The following is a 23316-nucleotide window of genomic DNA, read 5'->3' as shown; positions in this document are numbered from 1 at the left end:
TGTTGCACAAAACGGCAACGAGATAACGGCTTGGGACAGCAGCGGCACAACTTTATTCCAGCAGCTTGTCTTGCAGCGGAACAGAATGAGTTGGCTCTTGGTTCTGGCCGAGGGTATCAGCCGCCGTTTTGCTAATCAACAACAGCGTGGCCGCCAGGGCCAGTCCGATAACATCTCGCCACATAATCCGCTCCCACACTCCTCACTCCTCATGCCCCCTACTGTAGCGGCGGTTTTTGCGGCTGGGCAGTGATGGGCGACGGATTTTTAGGTGACAGGAATCACTTCCAAAATTGCGGTTTTGCCCCCTAGTCGCGAAAGGCCAGTTGCAAGCTGGTGATCAGCAAGACCAAAGAGAACACCGCCATCACCCCTCCCCAAAACCAGTAGGGCAAAAACAGGTTTTGGGCAATCTGGCTGGAATCCGAGAGGACCAGCCGCCCGTTAATCACCGCAGACTCCACAAACAGGTAGTCGAGTTGGTGGTAGGTGCTCACACAGGCTTGCACCCCCAAAAACTGCAAGGCAAAGCCCCGCAGCCAAGGAGAAGCCCAGCGAGCTACTGCCAGGATGCCCAAACCCATGGCCGGGAGGAACAACAGGCCAAAGGGAGAGCGCACCCAGAGCAGCGTCGAGAGCAACAACAGGGATCCCAAAAACACCAGCCCCAGCCGAGCTGTGCCGCGGCGGCGGGAGGTGAGGATGAACAGGGCCCCGGCTAGCGGCGGCCCCATCGGCCCGGCAGCGGCTACCAAGGCCCGCCCCACCCGCCCCAAAAATAGCTGGCCACTGTGGATGGCCAGCCCCGAGCCGTCGGGATAGATCTCGAGACGATGAAACTCTCCCCCCAACAGCAGCGCCATCAGGCCATGGCCCATCTCGTGAAACCAGGTGGCTAACAGGGTAAAGGGGTAGAGGAGGTAATTGCCCCAGGGAAACTGCCAGAGCAAGACCGTCAGCCCGGCAGCAGCCACCAGCCAAACCACGCTGTGCCGGCCAGGCCTTGCGGAAGGGGAAGGAGGCAGCTCAAACTGAGTCATACCAGCAGGTGGGTGGGGAAAAGGCCCAAGATGACCTGCTGGTCTAGACGATTGCCAGCAGAAGAAAGTTCCACCTCAGGCAAAAATAGCCAGGCCAACTCCCCTCTCCCTCCGAGAGAGAGGTTGGGGTGAGGGGCAGCAAGGAGACAGGGGAGCCGTCTCACAGGTAGGTTGAAGAAGCCCCCCAGGGATCCCTGCTTATGGCCACCTTCCTGCGCGACTGGAGCTACCGCTTTCCCTGGCTTTACCGCAGCATCAGCCGCGCGGCGGCCCTGGCGGTGGGGGGCCGCGAGCGATTGCGGCGATTGCCCCTACAAGGGATCCAGATTCATCCCCAGGAGCGGGTGTTGGATCTCTGCTGTGGCCCCGCTGAGGTAACCCCGATCTTGGCCGAGCTGAGCCAAAACGTCGTTGGGCTGGATGCTTCCCCCAAGGCCCTGGCGGCAGCCCGCCAGCGCCTCCCCCACGTCGAATTTGTGGAAGCCTTTGCCCAGGATCTGCCCTTCCCCACCGACAGCTTTGATTGGGTACACACCAGCCTGGCCCTGCACGAGCTGCCCCTCCCCGATCTGGAACAGGTGCTGCGCGAAGGGTGGCGGGTGCTCAAACCGGGGGGAGGGCTTTTAATTCTCGATTTGCACGCGCCCCGGCAGCCCCTACTTTGGCCTGGACTGGTTTTGTTTCTAGCCCTGTTTGAGACCGAGACTGCTTGGCACTTCCTCAAGCTGGACTTGCCCCAGTACCTGCAGCAGCAGGGCTGGCAAGCCGTCCGGCAGACCCTGCACGCTGGAGGAGCCCTGCAGGTCGTCCAGGCGCAAAAGCCTGTTGCTTGAGTTATAGGGCAGTTAACCCTGGTGCCAGAAGGGGGTGCCGAGAACTGGCGTGCTGGGCTGAGCTGCTTCTTGAGGCGTCATCGCGCCGGCCAAGTAGGCCCGGCGGCCTGAGCGCACCGCTTCCGCAAAGGCCTCGGCCATCGCCACCGGATCCCGGGCCAGGGCCACCGCTGTATTCAACAGCACCCCATCGAAGCCCCACTCCATCACCTGGCAGGCGTGGGAGGGCAAGCCCAGTCCAGCATCCACAATTAGCGGCGCCTCGATCCGCTCCCGCAGCAGGCGCAAGTTGTAGGGGTTGAGGGGGCCTTTGCCAGTGCCGATGGGGGCGGCCCAGGGCATGACCACCTCACAGCCGGCATCCAAGAGCCGCTGGCACAGCACCAGGTCGTCGGTGCTGTAGGGCAAGACCTTAAACCCCCGCCGAACCAGCTCGGCGGCGGCAGCGGGCAGTTGCACCGGATCCGGTTGCAAGGTGTAGTCATCGCCAATCAGCTCTAGCTTGATCCAGTCGGTGCCGAACACCTCCCGCGCCATCTCCGCCGTCGTGACTACCTCCTGCACGCTGTGGCAGCCGGCGGTGTTGGGCAGAACCGGGATCCCTAGCTTCTGCAGCAAGGCCCAGAACCCCTGGGAAGCTTCCGGCCCCAGCGCCCCCTGGCGCCGCAGGGAAACGGTCAACAAACAGGGCTGGGCCCGCGCCACCGCCTGCTCCAAAATAGCCGGCGAAGGATAGCGGGCTGTCCCCAGCAGCAGGCGGCTGGGCAGCGCTTGGCCGTAGAGCACCAAGGGATCCTCATCGGCCCGAGTTGAAGGGGAGACAGGAAGAAGAGTGGACATCGCTGAGGGGCAACAATGCGGGATTTGAGGGGAGGCAATCGGGCACTAGCCGCCGGCAACCGGCACGACGATCTCCACCCGGTCGCCTTCTTGCAAACGGGTTTGCTCGTAGCGGTCGCGTGGCACAAACTCCAAGTTAACCGCCACCGCAAAAGGGCCGCTGGCCCCCACCTGGGCTATCGCCTCGGCCAACGTGGTGCCCTCCGGCAGATCGTAAGGCTTTTGGTTGATCAAGACACGCATGGCGATAGGGATTCACCGGCAAGAGGGGCAGCCTGCACCTGAAAGGGGATCCCAAGCTGCTGCGCCAAGCGGCAACTGCCGTGGTGGAGGTACTCCAAAACGGCATCGTGAATGGCGGGGGAGATGAGGAAACCATGGCGGTAGAGGCCGTTGATCTGCAACAGCCGCGGGGAGCGCTCCACCACTGCGGGGAGATGATCTGCCAAGGTGGGGCGACATTGGCTGCCTAACTCCAGGATACGCGCTTCGGCAAAGGCAGGATGCACGGCGTAGGCGGCGCTGAGCAGCTCCAGAGCCGAGCGGACACTCACCGGCGAGCGATCTTCAGATTCGATTTCGGTAGCTCCCACCACAAACAAGTGCCCCGGCTTGGGAGCGATGTAGATCGGGTAGCGGGGGTGCAACAGCCGGGTCGGGCGCCGCAAAGATACTTCCGGGGCATACAGACGTACCACTTCGCCCCTAACTCCCCGCAGCGGTGCCTGTCCGCCCCATTCTTTTCGGGATCCCAGGCCGCGGCAGTCCAAAACCCACCCGCCGGTTTGCTCCTGCCAAGCTCGCGCCTGCTCCAGATCCCAGGGGCGGCCCCACTCCACCTCCACCCCGTGCTGGCGCAATTTGGCCAGCAAAGCAGCCAGCAGTTGGCGGTTGTCCAGTTGGCCCTCCTGGGGAAGATACAGGCCCTGCCCAAATCGCCCGGCCAGCGAGGGCTCCAGCTCGGCCAGCGCCTGGGCATCTAGTTGCTGAGGCTTGGGGAGATGGGGAAGGCGTTCCCCTACAGCAGCCAGTAGGGCCGAGAAACGCTTGGCTTCCCCGGCATCTTGGCGGTGCCAAAGGATCACAGTGCCCTCCTGCTGAAAGAAAACCGGCTCTGGCAGGCTGGCCAGAAGGGCGGGCCAGCGGGAGAGGGCATAGTACCCCTGCGCTACTACGCTGGCCTCGGCGACGGCAGACTCCGCCAGAGGAGCCAGCATAGCAGCAGCCAGATGGGCCGCGCTGCTCTCAGGGGCAGTGGGAGAAGCTGCCTCCACAATGCGCACAGAATGCCCGACCTCGACCAGGGTCGCAGCCAACAGGCGCCCCATTAGACCGGCTCCAAGGATGAGGACGGGATCCGGCTGCACTCTCCAAGAAGCGAGCGGGGGGGCGGCCAGAGAAGATGGGTTTGACAGGCTCATGGGGCGTTGGCGTGTCTAGCGCTACCCGCAGCACTATGGTGGCATATTCTATTGGGTCGAGAATGCTGAATGGCTCCTCATTAAAACCATCCCCTCTCCCCAGAGAGGAGAGGGGCGGTTGGCTTCATCCACCGGTTGAGAGTAGCCCAGCCTACAAGCCCTGCAGCACCGTATCTTGGCGCACCGACAGGTTCTGGATGCGGGTATCTTGGGCAGCCGGAGTGTCGGCTTGGGTAAACACGCCGATCTGCCGCAAGTAGCGGGCCAGGGCATCCTGCTCGCTGCCGGGGGTATCGAAGCTGTTGCCGGAGCTGGGAGCCAAGTTCACCCGGTTGGGGTTAGACAGGCGCGGAAAGGGATAGTCATCCCCGCCGTCGGCCAAAAAGCCCAACGTCACCAGGCGGAAGGTACGGCGGGGATCCCCTTGCAACTGGCCGTTGCGCACCACCACATCCCGGCCGGTGGGCGTGTCCACCCGCAAGGAGACCACGCGGGATCCCGGTGGCCGCGAGGGATCGAAGCTGAAGGCAAAGCCGCCGATCTGCGGGAAACGGCCCGGCGTGGCCCCCGGCTGGCTTTGCGCCACCCCATGTTCCATCAGTTGCTTCAGCTCCTCAGCGGTAACCGTCACCAGCGACAGGCCGTTGTTAAAGGCAAGGGAAGTTTCGATATCCAGTTGCGAAACTTGGCCCGCCTGCTTGCCGGCATCGGGGTTGGCCAGCGGAGGGATCCGCCGCACCGGCTCGCCGCCGCCACCGCCGGTGGTAGCCCCAATGGGAGCGCGAATGCCGCCGCCGTTTTTGAGGGAGATGACCGTGGTGGGGTCAACCGTTCTGGCATAGGCCAAATTGGCATCCGCCGTAAGGTTGCCCAGGTTGGTTTCCTCGGTGCGCACCTCGGCCCGCAGGCCGTTGAGGAATTGGGTGGTAGAGCCAAAGGTGCGGCCATCCTTGGTGCGGATGATGTTGCCGATCTCGTTGGCGATCCGCACCACGTCGGGGTTGGGGGTGCCGCGCACGGCTGCTACCCCTTGGTCGTCGGTGGCATAGGCGCCGCTCACCGGATCGATGCGGGCAATCACCCCGTTGGCGTCGAAACCGACCACCAAGCGGCCCACGTAGCGGTAGTTGGCGCCGGTGTTCACCACTGCCACGGGTTGGCCGCTGGCCGAGGAGCGCAGGATGGGGTAGTCACCTGTGCGCACATCTTCAGGGCGCAGGCGGTCGGTGGGCTTGGCGATCACCCGGTGGGAGCCGCCGGCGATGATGATGTCCACATCCCGCAGTTGGCTGGCTAGGGTTACCTCGTTTTGGAGCTGCTGCAGGTGGGCCAGGAGGATGATCTTGTTAATGCCCTGGCCGGTGAGCTGGTTGACGAAGTTCTGGATGAGGGCGGCATTCACCTGGTCGGTGTCGTCCACTTTGCCTTCCACCCTCACCTCAGGGCCAGGGCTAGAGATGGCGGCCAGGCGCGTAGTGGTGGCACCCACCAGGCCGATCCGCTGCCCTCCCACCGTAATCACCGCCGTCTTGACGATCTTGCCGCGGATGGAGCTGGCCTCTTGGCCATCGGCAGCAAAGTCAGAGCTGGTCAATTCGCCAGTGCCGCTGAAGCTGAGGTTGGCGCTCAAGTAGGGAAAGCGGGCGCCCGCGTAGCCGCGGCTGGTGTCGGGTCGGATCAAGTCGCGAATTTGGCGTGTGCCTTGGTCAAATTCATGGTTGCCAAAGGCAGCCGCCTCGAAGCCGATGGCGTTGATGATTTCAATGTCGGCTTTGCCAGGAGTGCGGTCATACCGGCCCCGCAGCGAGGGATCCGTGCTGGCGTTGTAGAAGGGGCTGGGAATGTAGTTGTCGCCGCTGGAGAGCACCACCGTGTTGGGAAATGCGGGCCGCAGCGCGTTGACCACGGCGGAGAAGCGGGGGGCATCCTGAACGGCGGCAATGGAAGCTTCCAAGTCGCTGGCGTGCAAAATCTGCAGCGTAAAAGCGGGCGGCTGAGTGGAGAGGGTGACGTTGGGATCCGAGGCGATAAACCCTGCCCCGCCGCCGGACGGGGGAACTGAGCTGCTGCTGGTACCGCAGGCGCTGGCCAGGCTCAGCACCAGGCAGCACAGCCCAACCCACAGGGACTTGGCCAGAGGGTTCAGCCAAGCCGGAAGCCATCTCTTGGCAGGGGCAGACCCTCGAGCGCGACAAGCTGGTTTCATGACAATTCCTTCACTCCATCCACAAGACAAGACGCATCCGCGTTTACGTTACCAGGGCTGGGAGGGGGATTTCGCTATGGCCTGTTTAAGATTGGGTCAAGCCCAGGTTAAGTTTGCCGCGGATCCCAGCCAAATTGCTGCAAGTCCACCCGGCCCTCGGCGTCGAAGGGGATCCCTTCGGCTTGGAGTAGAACTTTTTGCAGCTCGTCGTAGCCGAGGCGAAAAGGGGAGTAGGAAATGCAGCCCTGGGCGTTGATCACCCGGTGCCAAGGGATGTCGGTGTTTTGGCCTTGCAGGCGAAACAAAGCATAGCCCACCTGGCGAGCATAGCCGGGGTAACCGGCAACCCGCGCCACCTGCCCATAGGTGGCCACTCGGCCCGGCGGGATCCGCCGCACGACCTCATAGAAGCGCTGGTAGAGGCTGACAGACTGGGCCACCGGGATCCCTCCCCAAACTCAGGAGACAATGGAATTGGCCGATGACGGGCACAGATTATCCCATGAGCTACCTATGAGTTACCTCATTGCAGTACTGCCGGATCGCATGGCTGCCGAGGCGGCCTACAGCGCCCTGGAACAGGCTGGCTTTCCCCTGCAGCGGCTGCACCTACTGGGGCGAGGCTACAAAACGGCGGACGAGTTTGGGCTGATCGATCCGGCCCAAGCGGCCCGCCGCCAGATGCAGCGCCTGGCCATCTGGCTGGTGCCCTTTGGCTTTTTGGCCGGGGTGGGGTTCAGCGTCCTCAGCGGCCTGGATACCTTTGCCTGGGCGGGATCCCTGGGCAACCACCTCATCGGCGGCCTGCTGGGTGCGCTGAGCGGGGCCATGGGCAGCTTTTTTGTCGGGGGCGGGGTGGGCCTGACCAGTGGCTCCGGCGATGCTTTGGCCTACCGCAACCGTCTCAATGCGGGCAAATACGTGCTCATTGTGGAGGAAGAGAACGAAACCCGCCTGCGCGAGGCCACGCGGATCTTGCGCCAATTTGAGCCGGAGAACTTGCAAGGGTACAGCGAGCGCCTTTGAACTTGCCCAGAAAACCCGCCTGTTGGTACAGCAAGCTTAGACCCATTCGCATAGGTTCAATCGTGAGGTAGCAAAAAGCATGTCTTGGCAGTGGCAGCGACCTTTGTCCTTGCCTGCTCAGGTGGGCCGCGGCTGGGCCGTTGGACTGGGGGCGGGGATCGCCTGGCTGGCCTCTGGGCCGGCTTTTGCCCACCACGCCTTGGGCGGGAGATTGCCCGCCACGGGGTGGGAGGGGTTTTTGTCGGGCCTGGCCCATCCGGTGATCGGCCCAGATCACCTGGCCTTTGTGGTGGCCATTGGCTTAATTGCGGCAAGGCAACCCTGGCGCTACGGGATCCCTTTGGGCTTTGTGTTGGCAGGTCTGGTGGGCACTGGGATCCACCTGGCCGGCTGGGATCCCCTGGGGCTGACGGAGTTGGTCATCGCCAGCTCGGTGGTGCTCTTTGGCCTGCTGCTGGCCCAATCGCGGCAGATCCCAAGTTGGCTTTTGCTCCTGTGGGGATCCCTGGCGGGGCTATTCCATGGCTATGCCTATGCCGAGGCGATCATCGGCGCCGAACCCATGCCTTGGCTGGGCTATTTGCTGGGCTTGAGCTTGGTTCAGTACGGAGTGGCACTTTTTGCCCTCTGGGCGGCTGAAACCTGGGGGTCGCGGATCCCGGGCTTGCTGCGCTGGGCCGGCTGGGCCATCGCGGTGGTGGGGAGTGGCTTCCTAGCCTTGGCCGTGGTGGGATCCTAGACACCCTTGCACTGGGGATCCCCAATCCGGTACAAGGATAACGGTGAAGATTAGTAACAACAAGGGGAGATCCCATGGAGCGCACCTTTATCGCCATTAAGCCAGACGGCGTGCAGCGGGGGCTGGTGGGCAGCATCATCCAGCGCCTGGAAAGCCGAGGCTACCAGTTGGTGGGCCTGAAACTGGTGCAGGTGAGCCAAGAGCTGGCGGAAGCCCACTATGCCGAGCACAGGGAGCGCCCCTTCTTCCCCGGATTGGTGAAGTTCATCACCTCGGGGCCGGTGGTGGCCATGGTCTGGCAGGGCAAAGGGGTGATTGCCGCCGCCCGCAAGCTCATCGGCAAGACCAACCCTTTGGACGCCGAGCCGGGCACCATCCGCGGCGATTTCGGCATCGACATAGGCCGCAACCTCGTCCACGGCTCCGATGGCCCTGAGACCGCCCAACGGGAGATCGCCCTTTGGTTTCAGGAATCTGAGCTGGTAAATTGGACGCCCGCCACCCAAAGCTGGATTTATGAGTAGGGCGGCAGCAAAATGGTTCGTCGCGTCGATCCCTAGCTCTCTTCTCCCTTCGAACAGAAGCTAGAGATGAAAACTGTGCAGCGCTCCGGGGCTCCCCTCTCCCACAGGGGGAGGAGCTGGGGGTGAAGGTAGCGGCGCGGGGTGCTTGGGTGGTGTCTTATGTATTTTGTTTGAAACGGCTATAAATCTTTGGGCTTTCTGAGACAGGCATCGTACCTCTGCCCTACAACACAGCTCTGGAAAAGGCAGAGCCAAGCCGGCCCTAGCCAGAACGGGAATCGAGGCCGACGGGCTCAGAAGCGGCGGAGCTTTCGCTGGGATCCGGGAGATACAGCCGCTCTTCCGAAGCATCGTACTCAAAGAGCTCCGCGTAGCGGCCCCAGTCAACGGCTGTAGCAAACTGCCGTTCAGCTTCCTCGTGGGGAAAATGTTCGTCCCAGAGATCCAAGAAGAAGTCCGCCCGCATGGAGCGGCTGTTTTTTTCTTCCAGAGTCTGCAGGATGCTCTTGAAGACCGGCACCCGTGCCAAAAGCTGCTGTCGGAAGAGATCCTTGCTGCGCAAGATGGTGGTGTTGGCAAAGTCCTGGCCGATCTCGGTCAGTTGTACCACCCTGCCGGTTACCTCGGCAAAGCCCAACAGCACCGCCGCATCCAAAATCGGCAGCAGATCGTCCACTGCCAGTTGCAGCCGCTCGGCCAGCTCGGCAATCTCCACCCGTCCCTGGGGCCATTCCACAATCAGCTCCAGCAAACCGCTGATGCCGCCCACCCGCGCATGAGGCAGGGGCAGCGCGTAGGGAGAGGGTGCCCTGCTGCCCACCCGGCTGGGGACAGCCACCTCGCCGGTGACCGGGATCTCCGGATTGGTCATGATCTCGTAGATGTAGTCCACCAAGGACTTGAAGCGGGGATCCGTACGTTCGTGGGGCCGCGGCAGGTCGATTTTCACCTCTCCCCGGATCCGCCCCGGGTTGGATCCCAGGATCACCACCCGATCCGCCAAAAACACGGCCTCTTCGATGTTGTGGGTAACGATGAGAATGCTCTGGGAAGGGAAAGCCTGGGTGTTCCACAGCTCGTCGATCTCCCCCCGCAGGTTCTCCGCCGTCAGCACGTCCAGGGCGCTGAAGGGCTCATCCATAAACAGCACCTTGGGTTCCAAGACAAAGGCGCGGGCAAAGCCCACCCGCTGCTTCATGCCCCCCGAGAGTTCCTTGGGGTAGGCGTTCTCAAACCCATCCAGGCCCACCAGGTCGATGGCCTTGAGGGCCCTTTGCCGCCGGATCTGGCGCGGGATCCCTTGAGCCTGCAGCCCCAGCTCCACATTTTCTTGCACCGTCAGCCAGGGCAAGAGAGCAAAACTCTGAAACACCATGGCCACATCCGGGTTGGGGCCCCGCAGGGGTCGGCCATTGCTCAACACCCGCCCTTCGCTAGGCGGGATCAGGCCCGCCATGATGCGCAGCAGGGTGCTTTTGCCGCTGCCGCTGCGGCCCAACAAAGCCAAAACTTCCCCCGCCCGCACTTGCAAATCGATCTGGCTTAAAACTGTAAACTCGCCCTTGCCCTCCGGCAAAGGAAAGCGCTTGTAGACCTTCTCAACCTCGATCAGAACCGGAGAAGCCGCAGAGCTCATATCAGATGGCCTCAAAGATTAAAGGTGATATTTTTCTTCCGCCAATTGATACAACCGCCGCCAGAAAAGGCGATTGATGCCCACCACAAACAAGCTCATCATGCCAATGCCCAAAGTGATGCGGGGCCAATCTCCCACCGCCGTTGCTTCCGCAATATAGGTGCCCAATCCTGTAGCCTTAAGAGTGGTGGATCCCCAGGCCACGATCTCCGAGACAATGCTAGCGTTCCAAGCCCCGCCGCTGGCCGTGATCCCCCCGGTAACCCAGGCGGAAAAGATCCCCGGAATAATCAGCTTTTGCCAGCGCTGCCATCCCCGCAAGCCCACATCCACGGCCATTTCGCGCAAATCGGTGGGGATGCTCTGGGCGCCGGCAATGGAATTGAAAAGAATGTACCACTGCGCACCGAGCGACATGAGCAAAATGCTGCCCCACTCAATGCTGATCTGGGTGCGGATAAAAAACAAGGTGGCAAACGGAAAGAGGAAATTGGCCGGAAAAGCTGCCAGAAATTGCACCACCGGCTGCAGCAGCTTCGCCAGGCCTGGATTAAAGCCGATGGCCACCCCAATCGGCGTCCAGATCACGGTGGCGAAAACCAACAGCACGCTGACCCGCAGCAGGGTGAGGATCCCCAGCCCAAAGGTCAGCAGCACCTCCCCAAAGCCCACGGTGGTGGTTACAAAATAAACAATCCAAATCCCGATCCCGGCAATGGCAGCCCAAGAGAGCTGAGTCAACAGCCGCTCGCGGCGTCGCTCCGCCTCTGGATTGGGTGGATCCCCCCAGCGCAGGCGAGTTAAATGGGACAACAGCCGATCCGCCAATTCTCTGGAGGGAGCTAGCCAATTGCCAATCAGCCGTGGGATCCGCGCCGTGGTTAGCAGATCGTACAGCCACGACTCCGGGGCAGCCGCGCCGGCGCTCTGCTCCAGGCGAAACTTATCCGACCAGGCCACCAGAGGCCGCCAAAAGAGCTGATCCACCAGCAGAATCACCACCGCCATGGTCAAAAGCGCCCAACCCAACTTGGGCAGATCTTCCGCCTGGACGGCAGCTTCCACATAGGATCCCAACCCCGGCAGCGTATATTCCTGGTTGAGCACGCTGATGGCCTCGCTGGCGGCCACAAAGAACCACCCCCCGCCAAAACTCATCATGGCGTTCCAGATGAGGCCCACCATCGCCGCAGGCACTTCCAACTGGACGAAGCGCTGCCAGCCGGATAGGCGGTAGAGGGTGACCGCTTCCACCAGCTCCTGCGGCAGGGTGCGCAAGGATTGGTAAAAAGAAAAAGTCATGTTCCAGACCTGGCTGGTGAAGATGGCGAAGATAGAAGCTGCCTCCAGCCCCAGCAGGCTGCCGGGAAAAAGCGCGATAAAGCCGGTAACGGTGATGGAGAGAAACCCCAACACCGGCACCGATTGCAGGATGTCCAGCAAAGGGATCAAAATTCGCTCCGCCCAGCGGCTTTTGGCGGCGATATACCCGTAGATCAGGGTAAAAAGGGTGGAAAAGGCGAGGGCGATGAACATGCGCAAGGTGGAGCGGGCGGCGTAGTAGGGCAGGTTGCGCGGATCCAAGTCGATATGAGGTACCACCGCCGGCGGCTGAAACCGCTCAAAAGTCCCTGCCCCCACCTGCGCCACCAAGCCCAGGAGAACCAACGTACCCAAAATGATGGCCCCATCGGCAGCCCCAGCCGGCAGCCGACGGAGCACCTCCGGAGAAGGAAAAGTCCGCATGTCCCCTGAATGGGCCTGGCATCCGCCCCCAGTGTACACTGTTTGCGGTTAAGCTAGGAGCGCTTCGAACTGGAGGATCCGGCCCGCTACTCTTCCTCCGGTAACTCGGGAGGAGGTTCATTCCACCTGGGATCGTCAAGGATGGCTTTTTTGGTCTGTTTGAGCTGTTTCCACAGCTCTTTAATTTGGCGATAGGCCTCTTCCGGCGTGATCTTGCCCCCCGTTTCTAAGCTACAAATCAGCGACACCTTATTGCTAAATTCTTGGAGATTGGCATCGAAAATTAAGTTCTGCGGCTTTATCTCACCCCAGTAGGGATAGCGAGGGGAAATAAATTCATCTTTGTTGGGAGGGGGGTTTGACTCTGCCATGTCGCAACCACGGTGAAAGGTTTATTACAACGAGGTCAATATCAGAAGTGCAGTAGAGACAACTTCGTATCCAGGAATGGAGGCTACAGACGTTTTTTCTTGATCGGCTTAGCTGGCTTGGGTGCTTTGGCAGGATCCGAGGGCGAATAAGGTTGAGCTGAGCTTAGCTGTTGCCCGCGAGTGGAGGGGGGAGAGTGTTTCTTGAGTTTGGGGCGGGGAGTGGAACGCTTCGGGCGTGGCGGCGCCTTGAGCACAGGACCGATGGGAGTTCCTGCCTCCACGTAGAGCAGGGATCCGCGGCGGCGCACCTGCAGATCCCAGAAGATGCCCACTCCTTTGCCCGGCAAGGATCCGATCAGGCGCAGTTTAAAAGCCTGAGGCTTGGGAGCTGTTGCCGCAGGCGATGCGGCGCCCTTGGCCGTCTGGGCCCGCTGAGGGGAAGAGCCGGCGGAGTTCTTTTTGCCGGATTGACGGATTTTGACGATAATGAACCCTTTTTCCTGCGATTGGAAAACGACCTCGCCGCGAATGGAAAACCAGTCCGGCACCACCGTCGGACGGGATCCCTCTGGCAGAGTTTGCCCCATTTCTTCTGGGGCCCACACCCCCATCAACTGCACGTGCAGATCCTGGCTCTTGTCGCGGGTGCGGGGATAGACCACCCACAAATAGTTGCGTTCCGGCTTCAGGTACTTGCGCACCAGGCTCATCACCCGGCCTAGCAGTACCGCATTGAGATCTAAACCATCCGAGGTGCGCAAAATCCCGCGAGTGAAGTGGTTGGGCGAGGGAATGTAACGCCCCTCGATGAGGCCAATCGCCCGGTACTGCATCTTCTCCCCGGGCGGCGGGATGGGCTCCAGGCAAGGTCGCTCTCTCCCCATCGCTTTCTTCTGCTCTAGCGTAGCGGCGGCGGCGACAACAGGCTGGCCCCCACCAGCAGCTGACCCGACATCTTGAGCTGATCCCCTGGGCTCGCTGGTTGAGGTGGGCCTGGGGGGCCGTACAATTCGAAGGGGAGGTCTCAGATCTGAGGACATCGTAACGGTTCCGCTGCAGTCAATCCAGGATGTTTACCAGAATGCCCAGCGGTGGGCGACGACGCTGGGAGGCAGTGCAAGACATCTGCCGTTGCCAAAACAGGGCTTACCTCTGCCCTTGACCCAAGACCCGCTCAACACACCACCGAGCTTTACCAGCCTTCCTCTTTTCCTCCCGTCAGCTTAGCAGACCCGCCCAAGGCCTGCGCCCAACAAGTCGCGGTTCAGCGGTTGTCAACACTGTAGCTGAAGTCTAGCCGATAGTAGCAACTGCTCCGGCCCAGGTTGCAGAATGTTGAGCTACAGAGCCGCACCTTTTCCTCAGCTCGCGCCCGGCGGCCCGGGACTAACCCAGCCATGCCAAGATCCCTTCCCTATCTGGCCTCTACCCATGTCTGAGGGGTGAAACTGCCGTGGAGGCCGTAGGGAATGTGATGCCGCAAGGGGATCCGCGCCACCGGGCCGGCAGCCAGGTCTGAGGCATCCAGGATCACCACCTGCGAGCGCTGACTGGCGGCATCAAAGACCACTGTTACAATCCAGCCGGCTTCCTCTGCAGCGTCCTCAGGATCGGGGATGAATACCGGCTCTCCCACAAAGCCGCGGGGGGCAAAGCTGTACTGCTCGCTGCGGCCTGTTGTCGTGTCCAACTTGAGAATGGCCTGCAGGGGGGCGTTGGGGCCGGGAGCATGGGTAGCCCCAATGTAGATGTAGCGATGGGATCCCCCCATACGGGCCGGATGGATAGCCGGAAACTCCACCGAGCGATCCAGCAGTAGCTCCCGCTTAACCTTGCCCGCCTTGGGATCCAGCTCAAAGCGCCACAGCTTGCCGGCTGGCACCTGGGCAAAGTCAATTTGCAAGTAGTCAGCCCCTGGCTCCAGGGCAGGGTAGGCTTCGTAGAGAACGGCATCCACCACCACCTGATCCCCAACCTCGTAGCCGTTGACAAAGTGGAAAACAAACCCCGGCTCCGTTTGCAGTTGCAGCGGCTCGCCCTGTTGGGGAAATAGCCAAATGCGGGTGGGCTCTCCTTTTTTTAGGGTCAAGCAGGTGCCCGCCGGCTGCAGGCCCAGCATATAGGGCAAGGGGTTGAAGGCCACCGGATTCTGGAAAAAGATCCAGTAGCGGGGCGTCCAGACAAAGTCGTGCAGAAAGGCAAAACCCGGCAGGCGGTAGTCCCGCTTTTCCACCAGCCTTCCTTGGGCGTCGACGCGGTAAAACAGCAGCGTGGAGGAAGGTCCTGTCTGCACCCCAAAGGCCATGAGATCCCCCGTGGCTGGATCCCGGCGGGGATGCGCCGTAAACGGCTGGTTGGGGGCAAGGGCACCGGCAAAGGTCTCGCTCCCTTCGGTGGCCAAGGTGGCGGGGTTGAGCCGATAGGGAGCGCTGGCCTCCCAAAGCGCCAGGAGCTTGCCGCCTTGGTAGATAACGTTGGTGTTGGCGGGGTTTTTGAAGCGCAGATCGAGGAAATTGGCCCACCAGCCTCCCGGCTTCTGGGTGCCGAATACGCCGCGGTAGAGCACCCGTCCCGCCTTCTCCTCGGCCTCAAACTCGGGAGTGCGCACAAACCGGTTGCGGAAATGCACCCGCCCGTCAATAAAGGTGATGGCACACACCATGCCGTCGCCGTCGAAGGGATGGCCGTAGCGCTGGGATCCCGCCTCCAGCTTGCCAGGCCCGTTGCGGAAGAGGGTTCCCTGCAGCCTTTCGGGGATCCGCCCCTCGATTTCCGTCGCCCAATAGTCATACTCCTGGCGTAAAGAGCGATAGCCCAACTGCCAGTCGGTGGTGCTGTAGGAGCGGGAAGCGACGCTGACCATGGCCAGTCTGCAAGCGACGCCTTCTATTGTTGCTTAAACTTTCGTAAAGTAGCCAGCCTTTCTCGGCCCAGGTAGCGGCTGGGGCCGGGATCCCCAAGATGGAGCTGCCCCAATTGAACTATGGTAGGAAATGCCCTAGCAGCCCTTGACAGGATGAACAGCGCTCATGTTTGATGCCCTCTCCGAGAAGTTGGAACTGGCCTGGAGAAAACTGCGCGGCCAGGACAAGATCACCGAAACCAACATCCAAGAAGCCCTGCGGGAGGTGCGGCGCGCCCTGTTGGACGCCGACGTCAACCTCCAGGTGGTGAAGCAGTTTATCGAGGACGTGCGGCAGGCCGCTCTGGGAGCTGAGGTCATCCTGGGGGTGACGCCAGACCAGCAGTTTATCAAGATCGTCCACGACGAGCTGGTGAAGGTAATGGGGGAGGCGAATGTGCCCATTGCCCAGGCGGAACAGCCCCCCACCATTGTGCTCATGGTCGGCCTGCAGGGATCCGGCAAAACCACCACCTGTGCCAAGCTGGCTTTGTATTTGCGCAAGCAGGGCAAAAGGCCGCTCCTGGTGGCCGGCGACATCTATCGTCCGGCGGCCATCGACCAGCTCAAGACCCTGGGCCAGCAGATTCAGATCCCTGTCTTCGACCTGGGCAAGACGGATCCCGTCGAGATCGCCCGCCAGGGAGTGGCAGCCGCGCGGGAACAGGGCTACGACTACGTTATCTTGGATACCGCCGGTCGCTTGCAGATCGACCTGGAGATGATGGCGGAGCTGGAGCGGATCAAGGCGGCGGTGCAGCCCCACGAGATCCTGCTGGTGGTGGACGCCATGATCGGGCAGGAGGCCGCCAACCTCACCCAGGCCTTCCACGAGCGGCTGGGTCTTACCGGCACCATCCTCACCAAGCTGGATGGGGACACCCGCGGTGGAGCCGCCCTCTCCATTCGCCAGGTGTCCGGCCAGCCCATCAAGTTCGTCGGCGTCGGCGAAAAGGTGGAGGCCTTGGATCCCTTTTACCCGGATCGCATGGCCTCGCGCATTTTGGGCATGGGAGACATCCTCAGCCTGGTGGAAAAAGCCCAGGAGGAAATCGACCTGGGAGATGCCGCCCGGATGGCGGAAAAGATGATGACCGCCCAGTTCGATTTCACCGATTTCCTCAAACAAATGCGCCTGATCAAGCGCATGGGATCCCTGGCGGGGCTGCTGCGGCTGATGCCGGGGATGGGCAAAATCAGCGAGGAACAATTGCAAAAAGGACAAGACCAACTGGCCCGCGCCGAGGCCATGATCAACTCCATGACCCCCGAAGAGCGCCGCAACCCGGATCTCTTGGCCCGCAGCGTCAGCCGCAAGCGGCGGGTGGCCCTGGGCTCTGGCCACAAGCTGGAGGATGTCAGCCGGCTGGTGAGCGATTTTCAGCGCATGCGCGACATGATGCGCAGCATGAGCCTGGGCGGCCTTGCAGGGATGCCGGGTGGACGAGGCCCACTGCCGGTGGGCGGCCCCCAGTGGCGAGGACGTTCTGCAGCGCCGCCGCGACAGCAGCCCAGCCGCAAGCCGGGCAAAGGTGGGGGCAAAAAGGGAGGCGGTAGCCGCGGGTTTGGCAGCCATTGAGAGCGGCTCATGCCCTTCCATGTTGTTTTGGTAGCTCCGGAGATCCCGGCCAACACGGGGAACATCGCCCGCACCTGTGCAGCTACCCGCACGCCCCTCCACCTGGTGGATCCCTTGGGGTTTCGCCTCTCGGATCGCTACCTCAGGCGGGCGGGGCTGGACTACTGGGAGCACGTCCAACTGCATCGCTATCCCTCTTGGTCTGCTCTGGTGCAAGCCCACCCCGAGGCGCGGTTCTGGTGCTTTAGCGTGCGCGGCAAGGCCCTCTACACCGAGGTGGCCTATCAGCCAGGAGACTGGCTGGTGTTCGGCAGCGAAAGCCGTGGCCTGGATCCTATGTTCTTGGAAACCTATCCCAGTGTGCGCATCCCCCTGAGCGGGCCGGTGCGCAGCCTCAATCTCAGCAATGCGGTGGCGATCGCCCTCTTTGAAGCGTTGCGTCAACAGGGATTTTCCACCCAATGAGGCGAAAGCTGGCCGGACAAGGCGATGGGCGGCAAACTAACGGTGGTATCTACACAGGAGTGGCAGTGGAAGACAGGTCTGGAGCCGGTTTGGGCCAGCAACCTTTGCAGACCAGACAGAGAAGCCGGCAACTTGCCCAACGGCAGCGGGGCAGACCTGCTTGGCCCCCTTGGCCGCCCAGCCACCGGCCCCAGGGATCCCGGCTGGCGTGGCTTTTGGGGGAGCGGATCCCGACAGTCCGACAACTAAACTTTCGCATCGCGGCGGTGGGCCTGGTTCTGGCTGTCGCCCTGGTGGGGGTGGGGGCACGTTTGGTCTATTTACAACATCACCAGGGCCCGCTCTTACAAAAGCGGGCCGAGGCCCAGCAGCGGGCCCAGCTCCGGCCCTTCATCCCCCGCCGCTCGATTGTGGACCGCCACTCCTTAGCTCGGCAGCAGGCGGAGCTGTTGGCTGTAGATCGCCCTGCCTATACCCTTTGGGCCCATCCCCGCCTCTTCGGCAAGCGTACCCCCCAGGAGATTGCCACTGCTCTGGCCCCTCTGCTGCGGCGGCCAGTTGAGCAACTGACCCAGCAGTTGTCGGCCACTCACGCGGTACGGCTGGAGCGCTGGCTGTCGCCGGAAGTGGCGACTCAAATTCAGGCCTTGTATCTGGACGGCCTGGAGCTGGTGAGCGAGCGGCAGCGGGTCTATCCCCAGAAGGAAATGGCCGCCGAAGTGGTGGGCTATGTGGATCTGGATCACCGCGGCCAAGCGGGGCTGGAGTACTCTCAACAGGTCTTGCTGGAGCGGACGGTTCAGCACCTTACCCTTCCCCGCGACGGCTACGGCCAGTTGTTGGCGGCCGAAGTGCCGGAAGGACTGTTGCAATCCCACGAGACGGTGCTGCAACTCACCCTGGATATGCGGCTGCAAAGGGCTGCTCGCGCCGCCCTGAAAACGCAACTGGAACGGTTTCAAGCCCTACGGGGCACGGTGATCGTCCTGCAACCTCACACGGGAGAGATCCTGGCCCTGGTGAGCGAGCCCACCTACGATCCCAACCGCTACTTCGAGTATGACCCTGCCCTTTTTCGCAACTGGGCTGTTACGGATTTGTACGAGCCGGGATCCACCTTCAAGCCCATCAACATCGCCATTGGGCTCGATGCCGGCGCCTTCACGGCCAACGAACGGGTCTACGACGCGGGGCAGATCTGGATTGGTCGCTGGCCCATCCAAAACCACGACTACCGCCAGCGGGGTGCCCATGGCTGGCTGAGCGTTACCGAGGTTCTGCGCCTGTCTAGCAACGTAGGCATGGTGCACCTGATGCAAAAGCTGGATCCCCGCCAGTACTACCATGCCCTCCTGCGGCTGGGATTGAACGAGCGCAGCGGTGTCGATCTGCCCTTTGAGCCGCCCAGCCGCCTGAAGCCCCTGCGGCAATTTGTAACTGTACCGGTGGAGCGGGCCACCGTCGCCTTTGGCCAGGGATTGGCCCTCACGCCTTTGCAGTTAGCCACCTTGCACTGCATCATCGCCAACGGCGGGCTGAAAGTGCGGCCCCACGTGGTGCGCGGTCTGGTCGAAAAGGATACAGACACCTTGGTTTGGGGATCCCCGCAACCCCAGCCGGTGCGGGTGCTGTCGGAGCAGGCTACCCTGGCGGTGCGCATCCAAATGCGAGATGCGGTGGATTTTGGCACCGGGCAATCGGCCAAGATCGAGGGATATGAAATCGGCGGCAAGACGGGCACGGCCCAAAAGGCAGGGCCGCGGGGAGGCTATCTGCCTGGCAAGCGCATCACCAGTTTTGTGGCCTATTTCCCCGCCCTTCGCCCCCAGTACGTGATCTTGGCCGTGATCGACGAGCCGCGGGGAGAAGATGCCTTCGGATCGACAACGGCGGCTCCTGTGGTTCGCTCGGTTATCCAGGAGATCATCACCCTAGAGGGGATCCGTCCCAATTCCCCTTGACATGGCCTGATCTCTATCCAATGGCAATGGAACCGATCGAGAAGCCGATCCTTAACTCCTTGGGAGAGGAGTTGAGGATGAGGGCACTGGAGCAGAGCGCTTCAGGAGTGTCTTAATTGGGTCTGAAATAACCAGACGCTCAAGACTTGTCGCCCCCGGGATCCAGCTTAGCCTCTGCACTTTTCCAGCTCAGCTTGGAGTTGAGGTAGAAGTTCCAGAATACAACAATACCGATCGCAATTAAGTTGGCCAACAGATAGTGAATGCCCAAGCGCTCGCTCAGCAAAATCACCAGCGAAGAGTTAAGAAACAGGCCGATCAAACAGATCATATTAAACTTGGCCAGCCGCTTCAGGCGGTTCGAGAGGCCCGGCTGCAATCGGGTAACATGGCGAAACGTCCACAGATCGTTCCACAGGAAGTTATTGAGAATGGCCATTTCCGAAGCGATCAGCTTACTCGTGATGAGATCCCATCCTAAGTTGGCCGGGTCGTGTAACAAATAGAGCAAAACCATGTCCACCACCGTGCCTGACAGGCCGACTGTGCTGAAGCGCAAAAAGGCTCCCACCTGCCCTAGCGAGAAGCGCAGGTGAATGAGATGGTGGAGATACTGAAGACAGGTTTGCAGTTGAATTTTGCTCTCGCCGTTTTGGCGCTCCTGAAAGATGTAGCCGACTTCAGCAATGGTTGTCACCCGGCCCCGTGCCAGCACCTCGATCAGCAGCTTGTAACCCTTGGGGCTGAGCGGGATCCCGGCAATGGCCTGGCGTCTGACCAGAAATAACCCGCTGAGCGGATCCGACACCCGCCTAAAAACCCCTGGCAGCAAAACCAGCCCGATGGCTTGAGCTCCCCGAGAGACGAGGCGCCGGCCCAGGTTCCAGTGGCTCACCCCCCCCGACCCCACGTAGCGGCTGCCCACCACTAGGTCTGCTCCCTCTTGGATGGCAGGCCATAGTTTGAGAATGATCTCCGGCGGATGCTGCAGATCCCCGTCCATCACCCCCAGCACCTCGCCGCGGGCCGCTTGCCATCCGCGCAACACAGCCGTGGCCAGGCCCCGTTCCCGCTGGCGGCAGATAACTTTGAGTTGGGGAAGCTCCTCTTGCAGTTCCTGGGCCAACTTGGCGGTGTAATCCGGGCTGTTGTCGTCCACCACAATCAGCTCGTAGGCTCCCGGTAGAATCGTGTCGAGGTGGGCGCACAACTGCCGGATCAGGCTGCAAATGCTGGAGGCCTCGTTATAGGTGGGAACGACCAGCGAAAGTTGGACAGAGCTGGGTTGAGAGAGCGGCGGGATCTGAATAGGGACTGCCGAAGCTTGCAGATGGGTGGACGAAGCAGGAGCTACATGAGGCATTCAGCAGGCCATCCAAAAACGAGGGTAACGGATCCTAAGCGGAGAGCTTGAGTGCAGGTCAAACTTGGAGCTGTGTCGCTTCGCAACAGCGCCACGCGCCACCGGCGCAAATGATCCCTTATCGTACCGATGGATGAGCTCTGGGACTAGACTTTTCTCGACCTACTCAGCTCGCCGAGGCTAGGGAGATCCCGTTGAAGGAGTCATCAGCACGGGCATCTGGGCCTGGGCAGCGTCGGACTCAGGCGAGGGCAGGGCAGGGGCAGGACTGGGGTAGGGAATGCGCTCGTGGTTGGATTCCCGCCACACCTCCACAAAAGCGTCTGCCACCACCTCCAAATCCCGCAGCGTCAGACCGCTATCGACCAGTTGGCCATCTTGCCAACGGGCCTGGGCGATTTTGCGGACAACGGCCTTAGCCCGCTCAACCACCTCAGGGCCGAAGCCGTCGCTCAGGGTCATGCTGCGCAGGGCCGCCTCACAGGCATCGGCCAGCATCACCACCCCTGTCTCCTTGCTCTGGGGGATGGGGCCATCGTAGCGGAACGGCTCCTCGGGCACCGGTTGATCTCCGGCTTTCATCTGGGCTTGATGGTAAAAGTAAGCAATCAGGATCGTCCCCTGGTGCTCAGGGATAAAAGCTTGGACGGCGGTGGGCAGATTGTATTGCTTGGCCAGGCGCAGCCCATCGCTGACGTGCGCTTTGATGATCTGGGCGCTGCGGTAGGGATCGTCCAGTTGCGTATGGGGGTTGAGGCCGCCCATTTGGTTCTCGATGAAGTAGCGGGCCTGCAACATCTTGCCGATGTCGTGGTAGAGGGTGCCGGTGCGCACCAGCTCCACGTTGAGGTTTAACTTCTGGGCGGCCCGTTCCGCCAAAGTGGCCACAAACAGGGTGTGCTGAAAGGTGCCAGGGGCCTCTGCCGCCAGCCGCCGCAGCAAGGTGCGGTTGGGGTTGCTCAACTCGATGAGGCGAATGGGGGTGGCCAGGTCGAACAGGCGCTCCAGGTAGGGGCTGGCCCCCAGGGCCACAATGCTCCACCCCAGCGTGATCCCTCCCCCCAAGGCCATCGCCAATAGGTCGATGCCGCCCGTTGTGGTCAAGCTAGCAGCCGCATAGGTGAGCATCTGCACTGCCGCCGCCCCTCCTCCCAGCAGGGCCAGCTCTTCGCGGGAACGCGAGCGCCCGGCCAGGGCGCAGGCCACCACACTGCCGGAAAGTAAGGGCACAAAGGTGAGTAGGTTGGCAGCAGAGACCAAGGGCAAAAACAACGCCTGGCCCACCACTACCACCAGGCCCAGCCCAGCCCCGTAAAAACTGCCCAGCAACAGCCCCACCGCCGGCAAAGAGCTGAACTCCAGCTTGAACAAGGCCGCCAACAGGGGAGCAGTCAGGGAAACCATCAGGATCAACACCCGATCCCGGCGGCGCAATCCCGGCTGCAAGCGTTGCTGCAAAGGCACGAAGACAGCCAGGCCCAAGCCCATGACGCCAGCTACCCCCACCAGGCCCCAGATGTTGATCCGGCGCTGGGTAAAACCAAAGTGATCCAAAATCAAAAAGATCTCGGGGGTGATGACCTGATCCACTCGCACAATTACCTGGTTCTCGGCAACCGAGATCAGGACGGGCTCAACTTTTTCCAGCTCGGCGCGAATGCGCTGCTCGGTGCGCTGCGGATCCACCTCCAGATTGGGGATCAGCACCTGCTGCAGCCACTGATAGACCAGCCCCTGCAGCTCCCGCCGCTGGGCGGCACTGCCCGGAAAGGCCAGATCGTCCAGTTGGGCTTGGATCCCTTCGGCGCGCACCTCGCGGGGCAGGCCATCCACAATGCCTATCTTCTGCAGGCGCTCCAAGACCCGCCGGCTCAAGTTTTGCAAATGTTGCCAGTCGGCCTCCGTCAAGTTGAGAACCGTGGCCGGGACAGGGGGGGTGAGCTGTTCCAGAGACGGCAAAGCCCCTTGGTAGCGCTGCTGTGCCGCCTCCACCTGGGCAATTAGCTGGGTATAGGGATCCGTCGCCGCCGTCTGAGTGGCCGCTCCATCCAACCAGGCCCGCTGCCAAACCTGGACCAGCTCTTGCCTGGCCCGCTGGTCGGGGGGAAGCTGCTCCGGACGCCTTTGTGCCGGAAAAGGCGGAGCGGTCGAGGGGGTGCCGATGGCCGTTTCCCGCACTGCCGCCTGTAAGGCCTCCCATTCTTCGGGTGGCAGTTGGCGCAGATAGATCTGAGTAGGCAGGGAGAGCAACTGAACGGAAACGTAGGGCAGAGGGCCGGCCTCTTGCCGAATCGCCTCCACTGCGGCCAGGAGGGCCTCCAGATTTTGCCGCATGCTCTCGTTGGCGGCGCTGTTGATTTTGAGGGCCTGTACCACCCGCCGTCGCGCCTCGGCTTGCCGGGCCTGGGTGGCCTCCACGTCCTCGATCTCTGCCGCTGCAGGGGCGAGAAACGTTTGCGGGGAGCGGCTGCCAACGGTCAGTTGCGGCTCGTTGTAGTAGCGGATCCCGTGGACGGCAGTGAGGGAGAGAAGCGCTAGGGCGTAGCCGACAACCCGCTCGGAAAGGGGGGGCTGGGCTTTTCGAGAAGAGGCTGCCTGAGGTCGCCGGCTCCAGCGCTGCACTGGGGACGTGAGGGGGTTTCTCATAGAAGGATTTGCCTGGCA

21 protein-coding genes are annotated in these 23316 nt (G+C 61.8%); 7 read left to right on the top strand and 14 right to left on the bottom strand.

The genetic code is table 11. The features are described 5' to 3' along the window. Nucleotides 1-52 precede the first annotated feature (52 nt). Together SYN65AY6A5_RS14670 and SYN65AY6A5_RS06275 are read right to left on the bottom strand one after the other, a co-directional pair. Nucleotides 53-184 carry a hypothetical protein gene (locus tag SYN65AY6A5_RS14670; RefSeq protein WP_011429930.1) on the bottom strand — a complete coding sequence of 44 codons (132 nt, stop codon included), beginning with the start codon at nt 182-184 and terminating at the stop codon, nt 53-55. 124 nt (nt 185-308) lie between these two features. Further along, nucleotides 309-1040 (bottom strand): M50 family metallopeptidase, encoded by a 732-nt coding sequence (locus SYN65AY6A5_RS06275; RefSeq protein ID WP_011429931.1) that lies wholly within the window; start codon nt 1038-1040, stop codon nt 309-311. Between the two features lie 200 nt (nt 1041-1240). On the opposite strand from SYN65AY6A5_RS06275, the gene SYN65AY6A5_RS06270 reads away from it, so the two are divergent. Then, nucleotides 1241-1873, top strand: a complete 633-nt coding sequence (locus SYN65AY6A5_RS06270) for a class I SAM-dependent methyltransferase (RefSeq protein ID WP_011429933.1) — start codon at nt 1241-1243, stop codon at nt 1871-1873. Nucleotides 1874-1885: 12 nt separating this feature from the next. Here the strand turns inward: SYN65AY6A5_RS06270 and SYN65AY6A5_RS06265 are convergent, their stop codons facing one another. The 5 genes from SYN65AY6A5_RS06265 to SYN65AY6A5_RS06245 form a co-directional block, all read right to left on the bottom strand. Further along, nucleotides 1886-2713, bottom strand: coding sequence for a thiazole synthase (locus tag SYN65AY6A5_RS06265; protein WP_041438213.1), 828 nt, complete (start codon nt 2711-2713; stop codon nt 1886-1888). A gap of 45 nt (nt 2714-2758) precedes the next feature. Continuing rightward, the gene (gene thiS / locus SYN65AY6A5_RS06260; RefSeq protein ID WP_011429935.1) at nt 2759-2956 is read right to left on the bottom strand and encodes a sulfur carrier protein ThiS; all 198 of its coding nucleotides are present in this window, start codon (nt 2954-2956) and stop codon (nt 2759-2761) included. Next, nucleotides 2944-4134: an FAD-dependent oxidoreductase gene (locus tag SYN65AY6A5_RS06255; protein ID WP_071813508.1), complete on the bottom strand. Its 1191-nt coding sequence runs from the start codon at nt 4132-4134 to the stop codon at nt 2944-2946. The genes thiS and SYN65AY6A5_RS06255 overlap by 13 nt, the downstream gene beginning before the upstream one ends. Before the next feature lie 151 nt (nt 4135-4285). Further along, entirely contained in the window at nt 4286-6340 is a 2055-nt protein-coding gene (locus tag SYN65AY6A5_RS06250) for a bifunctional metallophosphatase/5'-nucleotidase (RefSeq protein ID WP_099812241.1), read from the bottom strand. A gap of 107 nt (nt 6341-6447) precedes the next feature. Continuing rightward, entirely contained in the window at nt 6448-6780 is a 333-nt protein-coding gene (locus SYN65AY6A5_RS06245; protein WP_099884071.1) for an MGMT family protein, read from the bottom strand. A 73-nt stretch (nt 6781-6853) separates the two neighbouring features. On the opposite strand from SYN65AY6A5_RS06245, the gene SYN65AY6A5_RS06240 reads away from it, so the two are divergent. The 3 genes from SYN65AY6A5_RS06240 (at nt 6854) to ndk (ending at nt 8629) form a co-directional block, all read left to right on the top strand. After that, nucleotides 6854-7366 carry a hypothetical protein gene (locus SYN65AY6A5_RS06240; RefSeq protein ID WP_041438215.1) on the top strand — a complete coding sequence of 171 codons (513 nt, stop codon included), beginning with the start codon at nt 6854-6856 and terminating at the stop codon, nt 7364-7366. A gap of 79 nt (nt 7367-7445) precedes the next feature. After that, nucleotides 7446-8105 (top strand): HupE/UreJ family protein, encoded by a 660-nt coding sequence (locus SYN65AY6A5_RS06235; RefSeq protein WP_168174241.1) that lies wholly within the window; start codon nt 7446-7448, stop codon nt 8103-8105. Between the two features lie 74 nt (nt 8106-8179). Beyond that, entirely contained in the window at nt 8180-8629 is a 450-nt protein-coding gene (gene ndk, locus SYN65AY6A5_RS06230) for a nucleoside-diphosphate kinase (RefSeq protein ID WP_011429941.1), read from the top strand. Between the two features lie 262 nt (nt 8630-8891). On the opposite strand, the gene SYN65AY6A5_RS06225 is transcribed toward ndk, so the two are convergent. The 5 genes from SYN65AY6A5_RS06225 to SYN65AY6A5_RS06205 form a co-directional block, all read right to left on the bottom strand. Next, the gene (locus SYN65AY6A5_RS06225; protein ID WP_099812237.1) at nt 8892-10265 is read right to left on the bottom strand and encodes a nitrate/sulfonate/bicarbonate ABC transporter ATP-binding protein; all 1374 of its coding nucleotides are present in this window, start codon (nt 10263-10265) and stop codon (nt 8892-8894) included. 18 nt (nt 10266-10283) lie between these two features. Continuing rightward, the gene (locus tag SYN65AY6A5_RS06220; RefSeq protein ID WP_011429943.1) at nt 10284-12011 is read right to left on the bottom strand and encodes an ABC transporter permease subunit; all 1728 of its coding nucleotides are present in this window, start codon (nt 12009-12011) and stop codon (nt 10284-10286) included. A gap of 86 nt (nt 12012-12097) precedes the next feature. After that, entirely contained in the window at nt 12098-12382 is a 285-nt protein-coding gene (locus SYN65AY6A5_RS06215; protein ID WP_011429944.1) for a hypothetical protein, read from the bottom strand. Nucleotides 12383-12465: 83 nt separating this feature from the next. Continuing rightward, complete coding sequence (locus tag SYN65AY6A5_RS06210; protein WP_228375455.1) at nt 12466-13266, bottom strand: hypothetical protein; 801 nt, start codon at nt 13264-13266, stop codon at nt 12466-12468. 530 nt (nt 13267-13796) lie between these two features. After that, nucleotides 13797-15245: a carotenoid oxygenase family protein gene (locus SYN65AY6A5_RS06205; protein WP_011429946.1), complete on the bottom strand. Its 1449-nt coding sequence runs from the start codon at nt 15243-15245 to the stop codon at nt 13797-13799. A gap of 166 nt (nt 15246-15411) precedes the next feature. Between SYN65AY6A5_RS06205 and ffh the strand changes: the two genes are divergently transcribed. The 3 genes from ffh to SYN65AY6A5_RS06190 all read left to right on the top strand — a co-directional run bounded on the left by ffh (nt 15412) and on the right by SYN65AY6A5_RS06190 (nt 19289). Then, on the top strand, nt 15412-16863 hold the full coding sequence (gene ffh / locus SYN65AY6A5_RS06200) for a signal recognition particle protein (RefSeq protein ID WP_099812235.1): 1452 nt from the start codon (nt 15412-15414) through the stop codon (nt 16861-16863). 9 nt (nt 16864-16872) lie between these two features. Next, nucleotides 16873-17328, top strand: a complete 456-nt coding sequence (locus SYN65AY6A5_RS06195) for a tRNA (cytidine(34)-2'-O)-methyltransferase (protein ID WP_011429948.1) — start codon at nt 16873-16875, stop codon at nt 17326-17328. An 89-nt stretch (nt 17329-17417) separates the two neighbouring features. Then, complete coding sequence (locus SYN65AY6A5_RS06190; RefSeq protein WP_228375456.1) at nt 17418-19289, top strand: penicillin-binding protein 2; 1872 nt, start codon at nt 17418-17420, stop codon at nt 19287-19289. A gap of 139 nt (nt 19290-19428) precedes the next feature. Here the strand turns inward: SYN65AY6A5_RS06190 and SYN65AY6A5_RS06185 are convergent, their stop codons facing one another. Both SYN65AY6A5_RS06185 and SYN65AY6A5_RS06180 read right to left on the bottom strand, forming a co-directional pair. Continuing rightward, nucleotides 19429-20652 (bottom strand): glycosyltransferase family 2 protein, encoded by a 1224-nt coding sequence (locus SYN65AY6A5_RS06185; protein ID WP_011429951.1) that lies wholly within the window; start codon nt 20650-20652, stop codon nt 19429-19431. A gap of 180 nt (nt 20653-20832) precedes the next feature. Beyond that, nucleotides 20833-23298, bottom strand: a complete 2466-nt coding sequence (locus SYN65AY6A5_RS06180; RefSeq protein ID WP_011429952.1) for an HDIG domain-containing metalloprotein — start codon at nt 23296-23298, stop codon at nt 20833-20835. Between the last annotated feature and the right edge of the window lie 18 nt (nt 23299-23316).

The sequence above is a fragment of the Synechococcus sp. 65AY6A5 genome, assembly GCF_002760415.1.
In the GTDB taxonomy this organism is placed as follows: Bacteria; Cyanobacteriota; Cyanobacteriia; order Thermostichales; family Thermostichaceae; genus Thermostichus.
This window is presented reverse-complemented; position numbering and strand designations above follow the sequence as displayed.